13 protein-coding genes are annotated in these 21903 nt (G+C 70.0%); 11 read left to right on the top strand and 2 right to left on the bottom strand.

The annotated features are described in order from the left end of the window. Positions 1 to 9: 9 nt before the first annotated feature. The 6 genes from ACQ3HE_RS17235 (at position 10) to ACQ3HE_RS17210 (ending at position 6596) form a co-directional block, all read left to right on the top strand. The gene (locus tag ACQ3HE_RS17235) at positions 10 to 978 is read left to right on the top strand and encodes a DUF5819 family protein (RefSeq protein WP_430893590.1); all 969 of its coding nucleotides are present in this window, start codon (positions 10 to 12) and stop codon (positions 976 to 978) included. Then, complete coding sequence (locus ACQ3HE_RS17230; RefSeq protein ID WP_430893589.1) at positions 975 to 2000, top strand: HTTM domain-containing protein; 1026 nt, start codon at positions 975 to 977, stop codon at positions 1998 to 2000. Before ACQ3HE_RS17235 ends, ACQ3HE_RS17230 begins: the two co-directional genes overlap by 4 nt. Positions 2001 to 2339: 339 nt before the next feature. After that, positions 2340 to 3128: a DeoR/GlpR family DNA-binding transcription regulator gene (locus tag ACQ3HE_RS17225; RefSeq protein ID WP_085512485.1), complete on the top strand. Its 789-nt coding sequence runs from the start codon at positions 2340 to 2342 to the stop codon at positions 3126 to 3128. Further along, positions 3125 to 4126 (top strand): 1-phosphofructokinase family hexose kinase, encoded by a 1002-nt coding sequence (locus ACQ3HE_RS17220; protein WP_430893588.1) that lies wholly within the window; start codon positions 3125 to 3127, stop codon positions 4124 to 4126. The genes ACQ3HE_RS17225 and ACQ3HE_RS17220 overlap by 4 nt, the downstream gene beginning before the upstream one ends. 78 nt (positions 4127 to 4204) lie before the next feature. Continuing rightward, positions 4205 to 6247, top strand: coding sequence for a PTS fructose transporter subunit IIABC (locus ACQ3HE_RS17215; protein ID WP_430893587.1), 2043 nt, complete (start codon positions 4205 to 4207; stop codon positions 6245 to 6247). A 79-nt stretch (positions 6248 to 6326) separates the two neighbouring features. After that, entirely contained in the window at positions 6327 to 6596 is a 270-nt protein-coding gene (locus tag ACQ3HE_RS17210) for an HPr family phosphocarrier protein (RefSeq protein WP_056014456.1), read from the top strand. A 372-nt stretch (positions 6597 to 6968) separates the two neighbouring features. Here the strand turns inward: ACQ3HE_RS17210 and ACQ3HE_RS17205 are convergent, their stop codons facing one another. Together ACQ3HE_RS17205 and ACQ3HE_RS17200 are read right to left on the bottom strand one after the other, a co-directional pair. Then, a complete protein-coding gene (locus ACQ3HE_RS17205; protein ID WP_430893586.1) occupies positions 6969 to 10877 on the bottom strand; it encodes a glycoside hydrolase in 3909 nt (1302 codons plus the stop codon). Positions 10878 to 11258: 381 nt separating this feature from the next. Further along, a complete protein-coding gene (locus ACQ3HE_RS17200) occupies positions 11259 to 12299 on the bottom strand; it encodes a LacI family DNA-binding transcriptional regulator (RefSeq protein WP_430893585.1) in 1041 nt (346 codons plus the stop codon). Between the two features lie 150 nt (positions 12300 to 12449). Here ACQ3HE_RS17200 and ACQ3HE_RS17195 point away from each other — a divergent pair, with 150 nt between their 5' ends. From ACQ3HE_RS17195 to ACQ3HE_RS17175, 5 genes are all read left to right on the top strand, one after another. Next, complete coding sequence (locus tag ACQ3HE_RS17195) at positions 12450 to 13373, top strand: carbohydrate ABC transporter permease (RefSeq protein ID WP_064296050.1); 924 nt, start codon at positions 12450 to 12452, stop codon at positions 13371 to 13373. After that, positions 13373 to 14323: a carbohydrate ABC transporter permease gene (locus ACQ3HE_RS17190; protein WP_064296051.1), complete on the top strand. Its 951-nt coding sequence runs from the start codon at positions 13373 to 13375 to the stop codon at positions 14321 to 14323. The genes ACQ3HE_RS17195 and ACQ3HE_RS17190 overlap by 1 nt, the downstream gene beginning before the upstream one ends. A 116-nt stretch (positions 14324 to 14439) precedes the next feature. Then, positions 14440 to 15792, top strand: a complete 1353-nt coding sequence (locus ACQ3HE_RS17185; protein ID WP_124769910.1) for an ABC transporter substrate-binding protein — start codon at positions 14440 to 14442, stop codon at positions 15790 to 15792. Positions 15793 to 15909: 117 nt separating this feature from the next. Beyond that, positions 15910 to 17667, top strand: coding sequence for a glycoside hydrolase family 35 protein (locus ACQ3HE_RS17180; protein ID WP_430893584.1), 1758 nt, complete (start codon positions 15910 to 15912; stop codon positions 17665 to 17667). A 245-nt stretch (positions 17668 to 17912) separates the two neighbouring features. After that, positions 17913 to 21896, top strand: coding sequence for a family 43 glycosylhydrolase (locus ACQ3HE_RS17175; protein ID WP_430893583.1), 3984 nt, complete (start codon positions 17913 to 17915; stop codon positions 21894 to 21896). Positions 21897 to 21903: the final 7 nt, after the last annotated feature.

The raw sequence follows: 21903 nt of genomic DNA, 5'->3' as shown, positions 1-21903 counted from the left end.
GGAGGAACCGTGACTCCGATCACACGCACACCCGTCGGGGGTCGTTCTGACACCCTTCGACAAGCTCAGGGACCGGAAGGGGCTCAGGGACCGGAAGGGGCTCAGGGACCGGACGGCGCCGAGGAACCGGCCGGCGCCGAGGAACCGGAGGACGATCAAGCACCGGCGTCCGCTCGACAGGACCGGAGGGCGGGATCGTCTCGGGACGAAGCCGCCCCGCCGAAGCGGGCCGCGCGCATCGCCGCCGCGGTCTCGATCGCCCTCGTCGGCGTCTACGTCGCGGGCACCCTCGTCATCGTCTCACCGACCACACCAGTCCGTGGTGCCGTCGTCGCCGCAGCCGGCCCGTACTTCACGCAGAAGTGGAACGTCTTCGCGCCGAGCATCATGAAGACGAACATCACCTTCTCCGTCCAGGCCCAGTGGCGCGACGCCGACGGGACACTCGTGAAGTCCGACTGGGTCAACGTGACGAAGCTCGAGCAGCAGGCCGTCCCCGGCCACGCCGAGCCGTCGCGCATCCAGAAGTCCTCGTGGAACGCGATGCTCGCCTACAACGCCCGCTACCTCGCCCTCGACGCCCAGCAGCGCGAGCTCGTCCGCGACACTTTCATCCAGCGAGCCGACGGTGGCGGGTATCGCGCCCAGTCGGCCGAGTCGCTCATCGCCGACCTCGACGCCGTCAGCACGACGCCGGGCTCGGGGCAGGGCGACGTCGTCCGGTTCCTCCGCTACGACTACATGCTCAAGGAGTACGCGACCGCGTTCTCCACGGCGTACTTCGACCAGGACGTCGAGCGCGTCCGGTGGCGGATCGACCGCACCCGCCCGAACGACTTCGAGAACCGCTTCTCCGAGGAGCAGCAGTTCGACGACACCGCCGTCACCTTCGGCTGGCGGCACGTCGACGACGTCATCGACCCGGAGACCCTCGCCGTCTACCGCGACGTCGTCACCCGCTACGGAGGTGCGCGATGAACGCCGTCCGCGCATCGTTCGACCGGTTCGCCGGCTGGGTCACGGGTGCCAAGCACGCCGGCTACAGCCTCTCCGCCCTGCGGATCCTCTACGGTGTCGCGATCGTCAGCTTCCTGTTCACGAGCCTCGCCGACCGCCACTACCTGTGGGGCGTCGCGTCGAAGTGGGTCGACCCGGAGGCGAACCGTCGCGCGTGGTTCCCGCTGTTCGAGCTCGTCTTCACGAAGGACAGCGCCTTCGTCTTCGACCTCGCCTACGGCGTGCTCATCGTGCTCGGGCTGCTGTTCCTCGTCGGCTGGCAGACCCGGTTCGTCACGCCCGTCCTGCTCGTGTTCTGGGTGGGGCTCGCGACCAACAGCACGGTGCTGACCAACGGCGGCGACACGATCATCCGCATCACGCTGCTGTTCCTGGTGTTCGCGGACCTGTCGCGTCACTGGTCGGTCGACGCCTGGCTCACCAAGCGGCGGGGTCGAGCGCTGCGGCCGATCCTGCGCGGTCGGTTCGCGATCCCGGCCTGGCTCGCGAACGCCGCCAACAACACCGCGGTCCTCCTCTGCGCGTACCAGATCATGCTCGTCTACGTGAACTCCGGCATCTACAAGCTCATGGGTCCCGAGTGGCGCGAGGGCACGGCGTTCTACTACTCGCTCGTCCTCGACGTGTTCCGGCCGTTCCCCGTGCTGAGTGACCTCGCCTGGCAGGTCGGTCCGTTCGTCTGGGTCGCCACGTTCCTGTCGGTCTGGGTGCAGCTGCTGTTCCCGGTGCTGATCCTGTGGCGGCCGACGCGGATCCTCGCGCTCGGCTTCACGATCCTGATGCACCTCGGCATCGGCCTCTTCCTCGGACTGTGGCCGTTCTCGCTCGCGATGATCGCGCTCGACCTGCTGTTCGTCCGCGACCGCAGCTGGGTCGCCGTCGGTCGGTGGGCGTCGCACGCCGGGGGAGTGCTCCGCCAGCTGCTGCCGGAGCGCCAGAGGACCGAAAGACCCGTCACGACGTCGGCCGGTTCGCCGTCGTGACCACAGCCGTCTCGCGCGTTCGGGTGCGAGACGAACCGGCGGTCGGCGCCACGGTTGCGCCGACCGCCACCCCTTTGCCGGTCCCTTCCCTCGCGCCCTGAGTCGCTGCCGACCGTCCTACTCGATCGGTCACTGAGCTTGTCGAACTGCGCCCTTCGACAGGCTCAGGGACCGGGGATGGTTGCTGCCCTTCGACAGGCTCAGGGTCCGGGGATGGTTGCTGCCCTTCGACAAGCTCAGGGTCCGGCGTAGAAGTGGATCTGTGTTTCTCTGTGTTTGTGTGATACTTTCTTCGCACTGCAAGCCTGCAACACCGGAAACGAAGGTCAAGGACGACGCATGTACGCGACGGAGCGGCACGAGCACATCACCAGCCGGGTGAAGACGAGCGGACGGGTCTCCGTCGCCGACGTCTCCCGTGAGCTGGGCGTCACCGCCGAGACGATCCGCCGCGACCTCGACCAGCTCGAAACCTCTGGCGTCCTGCGCCGCGTCCACGGCGGCGCCGTCTCCGCAGCGCGTGCCTCCGTCGCCGAGGCCAGCCTCGCCGATCGCCAGGGCCAGCGGAGCGACGCGAAGGCCACGATCGCCCGTGCGGCCCTCCGGCTCATCCCGGCCACGTTCAGTGGCTCGATCGTCATCGACGCCGGCACGACCACAGCCCACCTCGCCGACCTCCTCGTCACCTGGCGCCCGGCCACCGCCGGCCAGACGCTCACGGTCATCACCAACTCCGTGCCGATCGCCGCGACGCTCCACCACTGCGACCACGTCGAACTGCACCTCCTCGGTGGCCGCGTCCGTGGCATCACGAGCGCGGCGGTCGGCAGCACGACCGTCGACGAGCTCGGCCGGTTCCGCCCCGACATCGCCTTCGTCGGCGCCAACGGGGTCAGCGCCGACTTCGGCCTCAGCACGCCCGACGAACTCGAGGGCGCCGTGAAGTCGGCGATCGTCCGTGGTTCGCGACGGGCCGTCGTCCTCGCCGACGCCGCCAAGCTCGGCGAGGAAGCGCTCATCCGCTTCGCCGCCCTCGACGAGATCGACACCGTCATCACCGACGAGGTCGTTCCGACGACGCTCGGGGACGCCCTCGAGGCTGCGGGTGTCGAGGTGGTCGTCGCATGATCATCACCCTGACCGCCAACCCCTCGCTCGACCACACGGTGGAGCTCCCCGGCATCGTCGAGCGCGGCGAGGTCCTCCGCGCACTCGCCAGCCGGGAGCAGCCGGGCGGCAAGGGCGTCAACGTCTCGCGGGCGATCGCCGCCGCCGAATTGGCGACCATCGCCGTCCTCCCCGGCGAATCGACCGACCCGATGATCGAGTCGCTCCGCGCGCAGGGCATCGACGTCCTCGCCGTCCCGACCGGGCAGCCCGTGCGCCGCAACATCACGCTGACCGAGCCAGACGGCACCACCACCAAGATCAACGAGCCGGGTCCGCTCCTCACCGAGGACGACGCTGCACGCCTCGTCGACGCGACCGCCCGTGCCGCCGCGAGTGCCGAATGGCTCGTCATCGCCGGTTCGCTGCCACCCGGGCTGCCGGCCGACTTCTACGCACGGATCGTCCGGGCCGCTCGCGCCCTCACCGACGGCACTCGCCCGCTCGTCGCCGTCGACAGCTCGGGGGAGCCGCTCGCCGCCCTCCTCGCCGCCTTCGCCGTCACCGGGGAACGCGTCGACCTCATCAAGCCGAACGGTGCCGAACTCGCCGAGCTCACCGGCACCGCGTCCGGCGAGGAGATCGAGGCGGACCCGGCGCTCGCCGCGTCCGTCGCCGCCAGGCTCATCGGCACCACGGACCGACCCGGCCCGGTCGCCGCCGTCCTCGTCACGCTCGGCTCCCGAGGAGCCGTCCTCGTGGAGGGTGACACCGCCTGGTCGGCCCGGGCCCCGAAGATCGTCGCGCGCAGCACCGTCGGTGCGGGGGACTCCTCCCTCGCCGGCTACCTGATCGCCCGAACCGCAGGTCTCGCACCTGCAGCACGCCTCGCGCAGGCCGTCGCCCACGGAGCCGCAGCCGCGGCACTCCCCGGCAGCGACGTACCGGCGCTCAGCGGGACGGACGCCGCCGCCATCGACGTCGTCCAGCTCCCGCAGCGGATCCCCTCCGCCCCCTGACCACCCCGGTCCCTGAGCTTGTCGAAGGGCCGCCCCGACCACCCGAAGCACCAGCATCCGTTTCGAAGGAGAACCCAGATGTCCACCCCACTCATCACCCCAGGGCTCGTCGCCCTCGACGCCGACCTCGGCACCGATCGCGCGGGTGTCATCCGCGCGCTCGCCGAGCTCGTCGTCCGCGCCGGCCGTGCCACCGACACCGAGGCCCTCTTCGCCGACGCCTGGGCGCGGGAGAGCAAGACCGACACCGGCATCCCCGGCGGCATCGCGATCCCGCACTGCCGTTCAGCCGCCGTCACCGAGCCGACGCTCGCGATGGCCCGTGTCTCGCCGCTCGTCGACTTCGGTTCCGACGACGGCCCGGCCGACCTCCTCTTCTTCATCGCGGCCCCGGACGGCGCCGACCAGGCGCACCTCGCCCTCCTGTCGAAGCTCGCCCGCTCGCTCATCAAGCCCGAGTTCGTGACCTCACTGCGTGAGGCGCCCGACGCCGCCGCGGTGGTCGCCCTCGTCGATGGTGCACTCAGCGACGCGCCCAAGCCGGCGTCGGCTCCTGCAGCCGAGCGCGCCGCGACGGCTCCCGTCGAGGCCGGCGACCAGGCCGCACGGCCCGTGCTCATCGCGGTCACCTCATGCGCGACGGGCATCGCCCACACCTACATGGCAGCCGACTCGCTCTCCGCCACCGCCAAGCGCCTCGGTGTCGAGCTGCACGTCGAGACGCAGGGCGCCTCCGGTGCGACCCCGCTGCCCGCCGACGTCGTCGCGAAGGCGCAGGCGGTCATCTTCGCCGTCGACGTGGACGTCCGCGACGTCACCCGCTTCGCCGGCAAGCCCGTCATCAAGGCTCCCGTGAAGCGCGGCATCGACGCCCCGGAACAGCTCATCAATGACGCGGTCGCCGCGATCTCGAACCCGAACGCCCCGCGGGTCGCCGCAGCGGCCGGCGACGCCTCCGCGTCGACGTCGGACAAGAAGGACGCCAACGTCGGTCAGTCGATCAAGCGCTGGCTGCTCACCGGCGTCAGCTACATGATCCCGTTCGTCGCGGGTGGCGGTCTGCTCATCGCCCTCGGCTTCCTCCTCGGCGGATACAACATCACGGAGAACGCCGGCAAGATCATCGTCGAGAACAGCCTCGCGGACCTCCCGGCTGGCGGCCTCGGCACCTACCTGGGTGCGGTCGCGTTCTCGATCGGTGCCGCGTCGATGGGCTTCCTCGTCCCGGCCCTCGCGGGCTTCATCGCCTTCGCGATCGCCGACCGACCGGGCATCGCGCCCGGGTTCGTCGCCGGCGCCGTCGCCCTCCTCATGAGCGCCGGCTTCCTCGGCGGACTCGTCGGTGGTCTGCTCGCCGGTGGTGTCGCCTACGGCCTCGGCCGACTCAACGTGCCCCGCTGGTTGCGCGGCCTGATGCCCGTCGTGATCATCCCGCTCCTCGGATCGATCGTCGCCTCCGGCCTGATGATCCTCGTCCTCGGCGGCCCGATCGCCGCGCTCATGAACGGCCTCAACTCCTGGCTCTCCGGCCTCACCGGTGTCTCCGCGATCCTGCTCGGCGTGATCCTCGGCACGATGATGGCATTCGACCTCGGTGGCCCCGTCAACAAGGTCGCGTACTCGTTCGCCGTCGCCGGTCTCGGTGCGGGAACGCTCGCCAACCAGGCACCGTGGCAGATCATGGCCGCCGTGATGGCCGCCGGTATGGTTCCGCCGCTCGCGATGGCGCTCGCCTCGACCGTCCTCAGCCGTCGTTCGTTCACCGCGGTCGAGCGGGAGAACGGCAAGGCCGCCTGGCTGCTCGGTGCCGCGTTCATCAGCGAGGGTGCGATCCCGTTCGCCGCGGCCGACCTGTTCCGCGTCATCCCGGCGTCGATCCTCGGTGGTGCCGCCACCGGTGCGCTCATCATGGCGACCGGCGTCACCTCGCAGGCACCGCACGGTGGCATCTTCGTGTTCTTCGCCATCGGCAACATCGGGATGTTCATTCTGTCGGTCGCGGTCGGCACGGTCATCACCGCCGTCGCGGTCATCCTGCTCAAGCGGTTCGCCCGTCGTCGTCCGGTGGAGGGTGCCGACTCGGCAGCCCCCGCGGTCGCCACCGAGCCCGCGACCGTCTGATCCGTACCCGTCCGATCCACAGCCTGACCTGATCCACTGGTCCGGCCGGCACCAACCGAACCGCAGAAGGAGCATCATCATGGCCGAACGCCAAGCCACCATCGCCAGCCGCGTCGGGCTGCACGCCCGCCCCGCCAAGCTCTTCATCGAGACGGTCAAGCGCCAGCCGGTGCCCGTCACGATCGAGCTGGGCGACTCGGGCCCGCTCGACGCCTCGAGCATCCTCACGATCATGAGCCTCGGCGCCACCAACGGCGACGTCGTCACCCTCCGCGCTGAGGGCGAGGGTGCCGACGAGGCGCTCGCCGAGCTCGCCGGTCTCCTCGAGACGGACCTCGACGCCGAGTAGTCACCCTGCACCACGAAGCCCCGCCGCCCGAGTCATCTCGGACGGCGGGGTTTCCTCGTGGGCCCTTCGACAGGCTCAGGGAGCGGGTCTCTCCGCGGGAAGGGCTCCGGTCACTGAGCTTGTCGAAGTGTCTTCGGGGAACCGTTTCGTGTCGTGCGTGGTTGCTCGTGGGCCCTTCGACAGGCTCAGGGAGCGTGGAACCGTTCCGGTCACTGAGCTTGTCGAAGTGTCCTCGGGGAACCGTTTCGTGTCGTGCGTGGAACCGTCCGGTCGCTGAGCTTGTCGAAGTGCCCCCGGGGAACCGCGCGTCTGCCGACACGCGACGAACCCCGCCACCCGCGACGACGGGTGACGGGGTTCATCAGCAGTGACCTACTCTGCGGTGCGACGGCGACGCGCGAGCAGCACCGACGTGAAGCCGACGAGGCCGAGGAGCAGCGCGACGAGCCCGATGCTCGACACATCCACACCCGTGCGCGACAGCGAGTCGGCGCCGGCGGCCGAACCACCCGAGGGGGAGCTCGTGCCGTCACCACCGCCGACCGCGCCACCGCCGGCGCCCGTGCCAGGACCGGTCCCGGGGTTCGTCCCCGGGTCGGTGCCGGGATCGGTCCCCGGGTCCACCGCGGCAGCGAGCACCGTCACCGGTGTGGACGTCGTCTCGACCGGCGCGAAGCCATCGGCGGAGACCGTGACCCGCACCGCGAGCGCCGCACCAGCGCTGCCGGTGGGCGGCGTGAACGTCGCCGTGTCGGCACCGTCCACGACCTCGTCGTCGAGCAGCCACGCGTAGACCACTGCCGCGTCCTCCGGGTCCACGACGACCGCCGCGGTCGTCGGCACGCCCTCGCGGGCCACGCTCGACAGCGTCGCGGTCGCGACCGCCGTCCGGGCGAAGGTGATGGTCGTCGACTGTGTGGTCACGCCGTCAGCCGCCGTCACCGTGATGACGACACCGTCGGTCGCGTCAGCCGCAGCACGGGCCGCAGCCGCCGGTGCCGCTTCGAGCGGCTCGATCGTCACCGTCGCGTCGCGGTCGGCCGGGATGGCGTCGACCACCGGATCGGCGGACCCGGCGAGCGGCACCTCGTACTCGAGGACGCCTGCGTCGAAGCCCTCGACCGGCGTGCCGTTCACCCGCAGCGCGGCGAGGCTCGCCTCGGTCGCGACCGACGGTGCGAGCGCGTAGATCTCGACCTCCGAGACGACCAGGTGGGTGTTCGCGTACGCCGTCATCACGACGCGCACCGCACTCGTCGTGACACCACCGAGGTCGACGTCGACGACCGGAGCCGTCCCATCGGTCGGTACCGGCACAGCGACCGCCCCACCCGGAGCGTCGATCCACGCGCCGTCGGCGTCGCGGACCTGCACGGTCAGTGCACTCGGCCAGCTGTTGGTGCTCCCGTCCTTGTAGGCGTAGAAGGTGACGTGCTCGATCGTGTGCTCACCGCCGAGCTCGTAGCTCAGCGTGTCGCTCGCCGGCTTGTTCGACGAGCGCCAGTTCGACCAACCCTTGTCGTTCCGAACACCGTTCTTCGTGTTGCTCGCCGGGTAGCCCGACTCGGTGGACGTCGCACCCGCGACGGTCGTGGCGTCCGGTGCGATGTTCCGCTCGCCGGGCGCCGTGACGATGATCGACAGGAGTGCGTCGATCGGTGCCGCGGCCGGGTCGTTCGACGCAGCCGCGCCGCGCACCTGCACCACACCGGTGTCGGCGAGGTCGGCGTCGTCGAGGGTGCTGAAGTCCCACGTGACGGGCGTGTCGAAGCGGTTGACGCTCGCCCCGATCTGCGCCGGTACCGTCGTCGGTGCCGCAGCGATGACGGCGCTCGCCGGGGACCCTGCGGCGACCGTCAGGGAGACCGGTTCGGTGGTCGTGAAGCCGCCGATGTCGACGGTGGCCTGTGCGGTGAACGCCGCACCCCACCCGTCGGTGCCGGAACCGTTCACGACGATCGTGCCCGGCGTGTTCCAGTCCACGGCCGAGGTGTCCCAGGTGACCGGCACCGGCGCGCCCTGGACCGCGCCGTACAGCGGCACCACGGTCGCAGGCAGCGCCGCCGGAACGCCGGCGACGGTCTGCACCGTGACCGGCTGCACCCCCGTGAGGGCGGTGTCGACGAAGTTCCAGGTCTGGTTCGCGCCGTTGTTCGACTGGTAGACGCCGACGGCGGCGCCCGTCGTGGTGGACTGCCCGCCGACCTCGAGGGCCTGGCTGGTGCCGACGTTCACGAGGCTCCATTCGGAGCCGTTGGTCGTCGTCGTGATCCACTGCAGCGATGGGTCGGCCGCAGCCTGTTCCCGCGTCGCAGCGACGAGCGAGGTGCCGGCGGAGTTCGCGGAGAGGAGTGCCCCGGACGAGCTGCGGACGGCGTAGCGGTCGGTGTTCGTGCCGCCGCCCGAGAGTCGCTCGGCGGTCCACACCTGTGCGGCACCGGTCGTGGCGTCGGAGGCACGCGGAGTGATCGTGCCGGCCGGGACGGTCCCGGTCGTGGCTGCGGCGGTGAACGCCTTCGCGCTCTGCTTGCCGACGAGCTGGTAGGCGTGTCCGTCCTGGAACGGCGCCGCGTCGGCTGCGACACCGGTCGCACCGTCGACGAGGAAGGTGGTGACCGACTTCGCCGGGACCGTGAGCGTCGCCTGCTTGGTCACCGGGTCGATCGACACGGCGTCGCCCTGCACGAGTGCGTTGGCGGTGACGTCGTCCGCGGGGGACTCCGTCGTCACGATCGGCGTGACCGTCGCGCCGGGAGCGATGTCCGCGAACTTCGACAGGTCGATGGTGATCGTCCGAGCCGAGGTCGACGGGTTGGCGTGCACGAGGGTCGCACCGGTGCCGTCGGCACGGAGCGCCGTGGTGGTCTGCGCGTCGGAGGACGGGATGAGGTGGTCACCGGGCTGCACGTAGTGGGTGAAGTTGCGGAGCGTGTTGTACTTCGCATTCGTCTTCACGGAGCAGCTCGGATCGGCGTCACCGTCGGCGATGCGTCGCTCGGAGTCGCCCTCGGCGTTGCAGTCGAAGTCGATGAGGACACTGCCCCAGTTGAGCTTCTCGACCTTCTCCATGTTGTAGAGGTCCTCGACGGGCTGCCAGAGCACCCATGCGGTCGGCTCCAGGTTGCGGAGGTCGTCGATGAGGTGCGTCGCCATACCGATGCCGTTGTCGATGTTCGTGAGGTTGTGCTTGCCGCTGGAGTCCCAGTTGCCCTCGACCTCGCTCATCCACAGCGGCTTCCCGGCGGTCTTCGCGATGTCGCGCGCGACGACGCTGCCGCCCTGGCCGTAGCTGTGGACGTTGAGCTGCGTGACGAGGTCCTTGGCGGTCTGCGACCAGCCGTTCCAGTTCGTCGCGAAGATGCCCGGGTTGGTCTCGTCCATGGCCGCGATGACGGCCTCGGTCGAGGTGCCCTCGGCGGCGAGGCGCTCGGCGAGGGCCTTGATGACGGTGTCCTGCATGGCCGGGCCGATGTGCGCACCCTCCTGGCGTCCGCCCTTCGGCCAACCGGTGGCCTCGTCGATCTGGGTGCCCCAGTAGTTCGTGTTCGGCTCGTTGAAGGGGTCGATGGTGTCGAAGTCGATGCCCGTGTCGGCCTCGAGGTGGTCGACGACGGTGGTGAGGTACGCGACGAAGTCGTCGACGCTCTCCGGCTTCAGCTGTTCGTCGGCGGCGTTGAAGTTGCCTGACGCGTAACCGCTCTCGGTCATGAAGTAGGGCGGGGAGTTGCTGAACGCCTCCCACTTGGTGATCTTGTCCTTGAGCGCCGTGAGCCACCAGCGCTGGGTCTCATCGGCGTCGAAGTCGTAGGAGGCCGGGTCGTCGGCGTCCCAGGCGGCGGCGTAGCGGTCGCGGTCGGCGTAGTCCGAGGTGATGGGGCCGTCGGCGTCGCTCGCGGCGAGGTCCGGGTTCCACCAGCCGTCGACTGCGCCGCCAGCCCGCAGGTAGGGCGGGACGTCGCTCGCGTTGCCGCCACCGATGTTGTAGCGGGCGATGTTGAGGTTGAGACCGTCCTCACCGAACACCTTGTCGAAGAGGTCCTGGCGGACGTCCGCGGGGTAGTCGCCGGTCGCGTTGGCGAACCAGACGAGACTTGTGCCCCAGCCTTCGAACGCCTCGTTCTGGTAGGCCGGGTTGGGGGTGATGGTGAGGGGAGTGCTCTCCGCGGCGGCCGCAGGTGCGGCCTCCACGGTGGCGAGTGCTGGTGCGATCGCGGCGATGCCGAGGGCGACGGCGACGGTCGCTCCGATCGTTCGTCGGCGGACTGGTGACGGCAGTGTCATCGGTGGTTCCTTCGTTGGAGGCCGTGGTGCAGGGGATGTTCACGTGAACATTCAGCGGCGTCGAACCACCGTGTTCACGTCAACATTTCCGACGAGTATGGGCGACCCCTCGCTCGGGTGTCAAGGCGAGCCCGGTCATTGCGGCCCCATTCCGGTCCGTTCCGGCTGAGGCCCCTGCGCAGGTCACTGGGACCCCTACGCCGGTCACTGGGGCCCCTACGCCGGTCACTGGGGCCCCTACGCCGGTCACTGAGCCTGTCGAAGTGCGGAGGTGGGCATTTCGACAGGCTCAATGACCGGGGATTCGTTCGCCGAGCTGGTCGAGGTGTCGCCGTGGGCATTTCGACAGGCTCAATGACCGCGTGGAGTGTCTCGCTCGCCTCAGCGCGCGGGCGGGGGAGCGGTGCTCGCGCGCACCACGAGGCGCGTCGGCGTGAGGGGTTCCGAGGATGCCGACGGGCCTTCCTCGATCTCGCGGAGGAGCGTGGTGATCGCCCGGCGTCCGATCTCGTCGAAGTCCTGGTGCACCGTCGTGAGTGGCGGCCAGAACGAGTCCGATTCCGGGGTGTCGTCGAAGCCGACGACGCTGATCGACTCCGGCACGGCGCGCCCGCGCTCGTGCAGGGCGCGGAGGAGGCCGAGCGCCATCTGATCGTTCGAGGCGAACACGGCCGTGATCTCCGGGCGCTCGGCGATCTCGAGGCCGATCTCGTACCCCGAGGTCGTCGACCAGTCGCCTCGGAACGCGGGCGGCGGCGTGATGCCGGCCTCGCGCAGCGTGTCGGCCCAGCTCTGCTCGCGACGAGCCGCCGAGTACGAGGTGCGGGGGCCGGCGATGTGCCAGACGCCCTGGTGCCCGAGGTCGAGGAGGTGCTGAGTGGCGAGCGCCGCGCCCTGCGCCTGGTCGTTGTCGACGACCGGGTAGTCGGTGCGTGCCGCGGAGTCGATGACGACGACCGGGAGACCTGCGGGCAGTTCGACGTCGGCGCCGTCGACGATGTGCGACTCGATGACGATGATGAGGCCGTCGACGTCCTGCTCGCGGAGGCTGTCGAGGGCGACCGCGACATCGCGTTGCGTCGGGTACTCGACGGGGACGACCGTGACCGAGTAGCCGGCCCGTGCGGCCTGCACCGTGATCGCGTCGAGCGTCCGCATGTTGCCGTAGGAGGAGAGCGTGAACATCGTGATCCCGATGCTGCGGGTGCGCCCCGATCGCAGCGCCCGAGCGGCCTTGTTCGGGCGGTAGCCGAGCTCGGTCATGGCCTCCAGCACGCGGTCGCGGGTGCCGTCGTCGACGTTGGTCAGCCCGTTCGCGACGCGGGAGACGGTCTGGGAGGAGACGCCGGCGTGCGCCGCGACGTCCGCCATCGACGGTGCTCGCCTGGCGCGGCCAGGCGCTCTCCGGGTGGTGTCCGTCATGGTCTCCCTATCGTCGCATCCATCCTTGCATGTTGACGTGAACATGCTATGGTACCGATCAGATGTTGACGTAAACATCCACCGCGATCCCTCCCCCGCACGGCTCCACCGCACGACGGTTCCGCCCGAATCCCAGCAAGGAAGCTGCCCATGACCACTACGACCGCTCGCACCGGCCGGCCACCAGCGGTCCGTGTCCACCGACGCGACCGCCGGGATTGGAAGGGCTGGGCGTTCATCGCCCCCTTCATGATCGTCTTCGCGCTGATGATCATCGCGCCGCTCGTCTATGCGCTCTACCTCAGCTTCTTCCAGGAGAAGCTCATCGGCGGCAACGCCTTCGTCGGTTTCGAGAACTACGCCCAGGTGCTCCAGGACCCCAAGTTCTGGGAGCCGTTCGGTCGCGTCGCACTGTTCTTCGTCGTGCAGGTGCCGATCATGCTCGCCCTGTCGCTCACCGCCGCGCTCGCGCTCGACAGCGCGAGGCTCCACGGCGCCGCCTTCTTCCGCATCGCGCTCTTCCTGCCCTACGCCGTCCCGGGCGTCGTCGCGGCGCTCATCTGGGGCTTCATCTACGGCGACCAGTTCGGTCTCGCCGGCAGCTTCAACGACCTCGTCGGTGCCCAGATCCTCGAGCCGTTCAGCTCGCAGGCCGTCCTCGCGTCCATCGGCAACATCGTGACGTGGGAGTTCATGGGCTACAACATGCTCATCTTCTACGCCGCCCTCCGCGTCGTGCCCGGCGAGATCTACGAGGCTGCCGAGATCGACGGGGCCGGACAGTTCCGCACCGTCTTCAGCATCAAGATCCCCGCCCTCCGCGGAGCGCTCGTCATCGCGACGATCTTCTCCGTCATCGGCTCCTTCCAGCTCTTCAACGAGCCGAACCTGCTGAAGAACCTCGCGCCCAACGTGATCACGAGCAACTTCACCCCGAACATGTACGCCTACAACCTGTCCTTCGCCGGTCAGCAGTTCAACCTCGCGGCGACGGTCGCGATCATCATGGGCGTCATCACCGCCGTCATCGCCTACGTCGTGCAGGTGCGCGGCTCCCGACAGGAGAACAGCTGATGGCCACCGTCTCGAACCCGACCGTCCGCCCGCAGACCGTGTCGACCCGGACCGCCCGCAACCCGCGCGCCTTCGACCGGCCCACCCGGAAGCGCCACGACCCGCGCCGCAAGCGCTCGATCGTCCTCACGATCGTCATGGCCGTCTTCCTCATCTACTCGGTCGTCCCGATCCTGTGGCTCGTCATCAACGCGACGAAGTCCCAGCCCGACCTCTTCACCTCCTTCGGCCTCTGGTTCGGGGACGGCGGGTTCAACCTCTGGCAGAACATCGTCGACACGCTCACCTACCGCGACGGGCAGTTCGTCGGCTGGTTCGGCAACACGCTCCTCTACGTGGTGGTCGGTGCCGGTGGGGCGACGCTCCTCGCGACGATCGGCGGCTACGGCCTCGCCAAGTTCCGGTTCCCCGGCAAGCGCGCCGTGTTCGCGATCATCCTCGGCTCCATCGCGGTGCCCGGTACCGCACTCGCCGTCCCGACCTTCCTGATGTTCAGCCAACTCGGCCTCACGAACACGCCGTGGGCGGTCATCCTGCCCTCGCTCGTCAGCCCGTTCGGTCTGTACCTCATCTGGACGTACGCGGTGGACGCGGTCCCGACCGAGCTGCTCGAGGCAGCCCGCATGGACGGCGCGGGGGAGTTCCGCACCTTCTTCACGATCTCACTGCGACTCCTCGGCCCCGGCATCGTCACGGTGCTCCTCTTCGCGATCGTCGCGACCTGGAACAACTACTTCCTGCCGCTCATCATGCTGTCGGAGCCGACCTGGTATCCGCTCACCGTCGGCCTCAGTCAGTGGAGCGCCCAGGCCACCGGTGTCGCCGCGCAGCCGATCTTCAACCTCGTGATCACCGGATCGCTCCTGACCATCGTCCCGATCGTCATCGCGTTCCTCTTCCTGCAGCGCTTCTGGCAGTCCGGTCTGAGCGCCGGCAGCGTCAAGGGCTGATCCTTCCTGCGGTCTCGGTTCCTGAGCTTGTCGAAGGGCCACCCGCACCAACATCCGTTCCCAACCCGCACCACCCGCATCACCTCCTCCTCCCAACGCAGTGAAAGGAAACACCCATGAAGCGCATCTCACCGTCTCGCACGGTTCTGCGCCGCGCGGCCACGGCGGCCGTCGCGTCCGCGATGATCGGAGCCTCGCTCGTCGCCTGCTCGTCCGGCGGCGGCAGCACCGCCTCGGGCGACGCCAAGGACATCGAGTCCGCCCTCGAAGCCGGTGGCGAGATCACCTACTGGTCCTGGACGCCCTCCGCCGAGGCGCAGGTCGCCGCGTTCGAGAAGGCCTACCCCAAGGTCAAGGTCAACCTCGTCAACGCCGGCACCAACACCACCGAGTACACGAAGCTGCAGAACGCGATCAAGGCCGGTAAGGGTGCCCCCGACGTCGCGCAGGTCGAGTACTACGCCATCCCGCAGTTCGCGCTCAGCGACTCCCTCGTCGACCTCAACGCCTACGGCTTCGGCGACCTGAAGGACGACTACAGCCCCGGCCCGTGGAGCTCCGTCAACATCGGCGACGGCCTCTACGCCCTCCCGCAGGACTCCGGCCCCATGGCCATGTTCTACAACAAGACGGTGTTCGACCAGTACGGCATCGCCGTGCCGACAACCTGGGACGAGTACATCGCGGCAGCCGCACAGCTGCACACGGCCGACCCGTCGAAGTACATCACCAACGACTCCGGTGACTCCGGCTTCGCGACCAGCATGATCTGGCAGGCCGGTGGACGTCCGTTCACCGCCGACGGCACCAAGGTGAGCGTCAACCTCGCCGACGAGGGCTCCAAGAAGTGGGCCGACACCTGGAACCAGCTCGTCGAGGGCGACCTCCTCTCCGAGGTCCCGGGATGGAGTGACGACTGGTACAAGTCGCTCGGCAACGGCAGCATCGCGACGCTCATCACGGGCGCCTGGATGCCCGGTGTGCTCGAGTCGTCCGTCGCCGAGGCCTCCGGTCAGTGGCGCGTCGCACCGATCCCGACCTACGACGGCAAGCCCGCCAACGCCGAGAACGGTGGCGGTGGCCAGGTCGTGCTGAAGCAGAGCAAGAACCCGGCGCTCGCCGCGGGCTTCCTCAAGTGGCTGAACAACGACGAGGACAGCGTCAAGGTCTTCCTCGACAACGGCGGCTTCCCGGCGACGACCGCCGACCTCAACTCCGACGAGTTCCTCTCCGCAGCTCCCGAGTACTTCGGTGGCCAGAAGATCAACGAGGTCCTCGTGCAGGGCGCGAAGGACGTGTCGACCGGTTGGCAGTACCTGCCGTACCAGGTCTACGCGAACAGCATCTTCGCCGACACCGTCGGACAGTCCTACGCGAACAAGGCCGACCTGAACGACGGTCTCGCCGACTGGCAGAAGCAGCTCGTCGAGTACGGCAACACGCAGGGCTTCACGGTCACCGAGAAGTAGCCGAACGGCACCTGTAGCACCAGCACCATCGACCGCGGCCGGTCGGAGGGTCCTCCGGGATCCGCTCCGGCCGGCCGTGGTCGCTCCATCCGCACCCCTTCATCACGGAGCCCCAGCATGCCCACCTTCTCCATCGGCGACGACGACTTCCTGCTCGACGGTCAGCCGTTCCGGATCATCTCCGGAGCCCTCCACTACTTCCGGGTGCACCCGGAGCAGTGGGCGGACCGCATCGCGAAGGCGAAGCTCATGGGCCTCAACACCATCGAGACCTACGTCGCGTGGAACCAGCACAGCCCCGAGCGCGGCGTGTTCGACACCACGGGCGTGAACGACCTCGAACGCTTCCTCGGCCTCGTCGACGACGCCGGCATGTACGCGATCGTGCGTCCCGGCCCCTACATCTGCGCCGAGTGGGACAACGGCGGCCTCCCCGGCTGGCTGCTGCACGACCCCGAACTCGGCCTCCGTCGCAGCGAGCCTCGCTACCTGGCCGCCGTCCGCGAGTACTTCGAGGCGCTGCTGCCGATCGTCGCCCCGCTGCAGATCGACCGCGGCGGTCCCGTCATCCTCGTGCAGGTCGAGAACGAGTACGGCGCCTACGGCGACGACCACGACTACCTCCGCACGCTGACCGACTGGACCCGCGAGCTCGGCATCACCGTGCCGCTGACGACCGTCGACCAGCCCACGGCCCAGATGCTCGAGGACGGCAGCATCCCCGAACTCCACAAGACCGGCTCGTTCGGCAGCCGCTCGCTCGAACGCCTCGCGACCCTGCGGGAACACCAGCCGACCGGGCCGCTCATGTGCTCCGAGTTCTGGGACGGCTGGTTCGACCACTGGGGCGAGCACCACCACACGACGCCCATCGCCGAGACGGCGGCGGACCTCGACGCCCTCCTCGCTGCCGGCGCGTCCGTGAACATCTACATGTTCCACGGCGGCACGAACTTCGGGTTCACCGGTGGCGCGAACGACAAGGGCCAGTACCGCTCGCACGTCACCTCCTACGACTACGACGCGCCCCTCGACGAGGCGGGCCACCCGACGGAGAAGTTCTTCGCCTTCCGCGACGTGATCGCCAAGTACGCCGAGGTGCCGACGGAAATCCCTCCGGCGGCGACGGACGCCCCGGCGTTCACCGCGTCGTTCGAGCAGGAGGTCCCGTTCGCGGACGTGGCCGACGAGATCGCGCCGCTCCAGGCGTTCGACCGGATCCCGACGATGGACGAACTCGGAGCGTTCAGCGGTCTGGCGCGCTACCGGGCGTCGCTCGGTGGACGCGGCGGGGTGCTCCGGTTCGCCGAGGTGCGCGACCGCGTGGTCGTCTCCGTCGACGGCGTGCCGGTCGGTGCACTCACCCGCGAGTTCAAGGAGCGGTCCATCGTGATCCCGGCGGGTGAGACGCTCGAACTCCTCCTCGAGAACCAGGGCCGCGTCAACTACGGCAAGCGCCTGGGAGAGCCGAAGGGGATCATCGGGCCCGTGTCGCTCGACGGCGTGGAACTCACGTCGTGGGGCATCGCCCCCGTGGCCCTCGACCGCCTCGACGCCGTCGTCGACGCCGCAGCCACGCGGACGTCTGGCGCCACGATCAGCGGTGCCGGGCCGGTCCTCCTCACCGCCACCGTCACGCTCGACGCGCCCACCGACCTGTTCCTCGACACCGCAGCCTGGGGCAAAGGGCTCGTCTGGGTGAACGGCTTCCTGCTCGGTCGCTACTGGTCGCGGGGGCCGCAGCACACGCTGTACGTCCCCGGCGGCCAGCTCCGTGCCGGGGAGAACCGCTTCACGGTGTTCGAGTTCCACGCGCTCACGACCCCTGCCCTGTCCTTCCTCGACCGCCCCTCGCTCGGCCCGACCGAGTTCTAACCGCCCACGATCCGGTCGGCGTCGCCCGCACAGACGCGGCGCCGACCGCACCACCCGGTCCCTGACCTTGTCGAAGGGTCACAGGTCCGCTCCCCGCCCTTCGACAGGCTCAGGGACCGATCCAAACGCCAGCACCTCCACCCCGGTCCCCGACTTCAACCCCGGTCCCTGAGCTTGTCGAAGGGCTGCAGCACCTGAGCACCACCTCCGCAGCACCCCACGATGACGTGAAAGGACGCCGCAGCATGCGACGAGCGACGAGACGAACCGACCGATCGACACCGGATGGAGGTGCCGCCGTCCTGCGGCGGGGTGGTCTCGCCGCAGGCCTCCTGACGGTCGCCATCGTCGGCACCACCGCTCTGACGGCGGGGAGCGCGGCCGCTGCCGAGGCGCCCGCGGCGACCCTGCTCAGCTGGGGCGACCCCGCGGCTCCCGCGGAGCTCGTCGGCACCCCGGTGACCGGCGTAGCCGCCGGTCTCGGCCACGCCGTCGTGCTCGGTGCGGACGGCACCGTGCTCGCGTGGGGCGCCGACGGCTTCGATCAGGCGACCGTCCCGAGCCTCACGGGGACGATCACCCAGGTCGCGGCCGGCACGAAGCACTCGCTCGCGCTCGCCGCCGACGGCACCGTCACCGCCTGGGGCCGCGATGCCGACGGCCAGGCCACGGTCCCGGCAGGCCTCGACCGGGTCCTGCGCATCGCCGCCGGCGGACCGAACTCGGCCGCCGTCCGCGCTGACGGCACGCTCGCGCTCTGGGGTGACGACGCGTTCGGACAGAACGACCTCCCGACCGCGCTCGACGGTGCACGCGTGACCGACGTCGCGATCGGATCCGGCTTCACCGTCGCCCTCACCGACGACGGTGACGTCGTCCCCTGGGGGCGGAGCGACGCCGGGCAGCTCGAGCTCCCGACGGCGCTCGCCGACGAGGACGTCGTGCAGCTCGCCGCCGGCACCGACCACACACTCGCCCTCGCCGCCGACGGCACCGTCCTCGCCTGGGGCGCGGACGGCTCCGGCCAGACCGAGGTGCCGGCGTCCCTCGACGGGGTCGACGTCGTCCGTGTCTTCGCGGGTCCGTACCTGTCCGGGGCGATCGCCGCCGACGGATCGGTCACCGTCTGGGGCGCTGCCGACGCCCGCGCGGCACTGCCCGACGGTCTCCTGGCCGCCGGCGTCGCGCTCGGCGAGACGGGTGCCGTCGCCGCGGCCGGTGCGGTCCCCGTCGCCGGTGGCACGAACGGCGGCCCGGGCAACACCGTCGACTCCCTGCCCGGCGGCACCGATCCCGGAACCGGGCCGGGCGGCGAGCCCGGGGCGGACCCGGGGGTCGGTCAGCCGGGCTCGGGCACGAGTGCGGGCGGTGCCGGTGGGCTCGCCGTGTCGGGTGTCTCGATCGCCGCCGCGGTGATCGTGGCTGCGGTGCTCCTGCTCGCGGGTGCCCTGCTCATCCTCCGCCGTCGTCGGGTCGTGGCCTCGAGCGCCGCCGAAGGCGCCTCCTCCAGCGGCGGTGTCGGACGCAGTGGCGTCGCGGGCGCGGTCGTCCTCGCCCTCGGGCTCTCCGGTGCCCTCGTCACGGCGGACGCACCACGTGCCGAGGCCGCACCGAGCTACCCCAGCCCGACGGTCGACGAACTCGTCGCGAACGACTTCGTCCTCTACTTCGCGAACGCCGGCAGCACGGTGACCGACGCGGTCTCCGCCGGCGACCACATCGGGCTGTACCAGTCACGCACCGACCAGTCCTACGGGGTCGACGCCGCAACCGGCGCGTCCTGGGGATTTGTCGCCGACGCGAACAGCAACCCGACGGCCAACAGCTCCTCCGGGACCGAGAAGACCGCCTCCCTCCGGTACGACGCACCGCCCGCGGGCAGCTCACTCCCGACGCGGTCGGTCGACTACGCCTTCGACCTCCCGGCCGGCGAGTACGAGGTCACCCTCGGGTTCAACCTGCCGAGCGGCTGGGCGGCACGACCGCTCGACCTCCGGGCCGAGGGCGAGACGCTCGCCCAGGTGACCGCGCCGGCCGGCGCGCTCCTCGAGCAGCAGCTCACGGTGAGCGTCGACGACGGCACCCTCGACCTCGAGGTCCACAGCCCGGCGGGTCGGACCAACACCTACACGGACCCCGCGGTGAACTCCATCGTCATCCGAGCGCCGCACACGGCGTCCACCGAGGTGCTCGCGGCGAAGATCCGAGCCGTCACGCTCGACGAGGGGCAGCGCGCCGGCTACGTCGCCGACTCGCTCGCCGTCCTCGACGCAGCGATCGCCGACGCCCAGGCGCTCGTGGACGCCGGGTCGACCGACACCGCGGCACTCACCGCCGCCTACGACGCGCTCGGTGCCGCACGCACCGCACTCCGGCCGATCGTCACCTACGACTCGTTCCGCCCGGGCCAGGCCTGGGTCGACGACCAGGGCAACCCGATCCAGGCGCACGGCGGGCAGGTCGTTCCGTCGACGGACGCCGACGGCCAGCCGATCTACTACTGGTACGGCGAAGACCGGTGGAACGGCTACGCGAGCAGCCGCGGGGTGCACGTGTACTCCTCGCGCGACCTCTACAACTGGACCGACGAAGGCCTCGCGCTGCAGGCCCTGTCGACCGCCGACCAGCTCACGACCGATCCGGCCGCAGCCGAGCTGTACGCCGACTACACGGCCCGGCAACGGGCGGCGGTCGTCCGCGACCTCCTGACGGTCCCGAGCGATCCGGCCGTCCCCGCAGCGATCCTCGAGCGGCCGAAGGTCATGTACAACGCCGCAACCGAACAGTGGGTCATGTGGATCCACACCGACGGCCCGAGCGCGACGTCCGACGCGCAGTACGCGAAGGCGACCGCCGGCGTCGCGGTCTCCGACTCACCGACCGGCCCGTTCCGCTACGTGGACAGCTACCGCCTGAACGTCGCGCCCGAGGGCGAGCCCAACTACCAGCCCGACAGCCCCGGCATGGCCCGCGACATGAACCTCTTCACCGACGTCGACGGCACCGGCTACATCATCTACGCGAGCGAGGAGAACCTGACCCTCTTCATCTCCAAGCTGTCGTCGAACTTCATGTTCCTGTCGGCACCCGTCGACCGCGCCGTGAAGGGCGAGGACTTCACCCGCACCTACATCGGTGGGCAGCGCGAGGCACCGGCGGTGTTCGTCTACGACGGCACGTACTACCTCATCACCTCGGGCGCGACCGGCTGGAACCCCAACCCGGCCAAGTACGCCACCGCCGACTCGATGCTGGGGGAGTGGACCGACCACGGCAACCCGGTGAGCGGCTCCGGTGCGTCGACGACCCACGGCAGCCAGAGCACGTCCGTGATCCCCATCGACGCGGCCGCCGGCAAGTTCATCTACATGGGTGACCGCTGGACGCCGTCCGACCTGCGCAACGCGCCGGCCGTCTGGCTCCCGCTCGAGTTCGGCGACGACGGATCCCTGTCCCTGAAGTGGTACGACGAGTGGACGCTCGCGGACCTCGCGGGGAAGGGCAAGGTCGCGGTCGACGTCGAGGTGCCTGCGACCGTCCGGCTCGGCGACGCGAGCACCCTGCCGAGCGAGGCGCAGGTCACGGAGGGTGGCACGACGACCACCCGGACGATCACGTGGGACACCGCTGCGCTCGCCGTCCCCGGTCCGGTCTCGCTCACCGGCACGGTCGAGGGCGTGTCCCGTCCGGTGACCCGGCAGGTGACGGTCGTCCCGAAGGACCTCGTCTACCTCGTCGACGCCGGGGGATCGGCGTCGCGCGAGTACGACGCGATCCGCTCGGTGGCGGACGCCGACGGCACCCTGCTCAACTCGACGTCCGACCGGACGCTCGGGGCCGACGCGGCCACCGGCGCGAACTGGGGCGTCGTCGGCGCGGAGACGGGCACGACCGACGGGCCGTTCTCGGAGTCGCTCCGCTACGTCGCGAGTTCCGCGACCGACCGCACCCTGGAGTACGCGTTCGACTCCCTCGACGCGGGGAGCTACGACGTGTACGTCGGGCTGTACGACCCGTGGTCGCAGTGGGCGGACAACCGGCGCGCGGACATCGGGGCGAACGGTGCGACGCTGCTCAGCGCGCAACCGATCACCGGCACTCCGACGGTGGCGACGCTGTCGTCCGTGCAGCCGGACGCGGACGGCCGCCTGTCGATCACCCTCGATCCGGTCGGTTCGGGCGGCGGCACCGACGTGCAGCTCTCCTGGATCATGATCGTCCGACGCTGACTCCACG

This window comes from Plantibacter auratus (genome assembly GCF_050587365.1).
Lineage (GTDB): Bacteria > Actinomycetota > Actinomycetes > Actinomycetales > Microbacteriaceae > Plantibacter > Plantibacter auratus.
The sequence above is the reverse complement of the archived record's forward strand: the minus strand, read 5'-3'. Positions and strand labels throughout refer to the sequence as shown.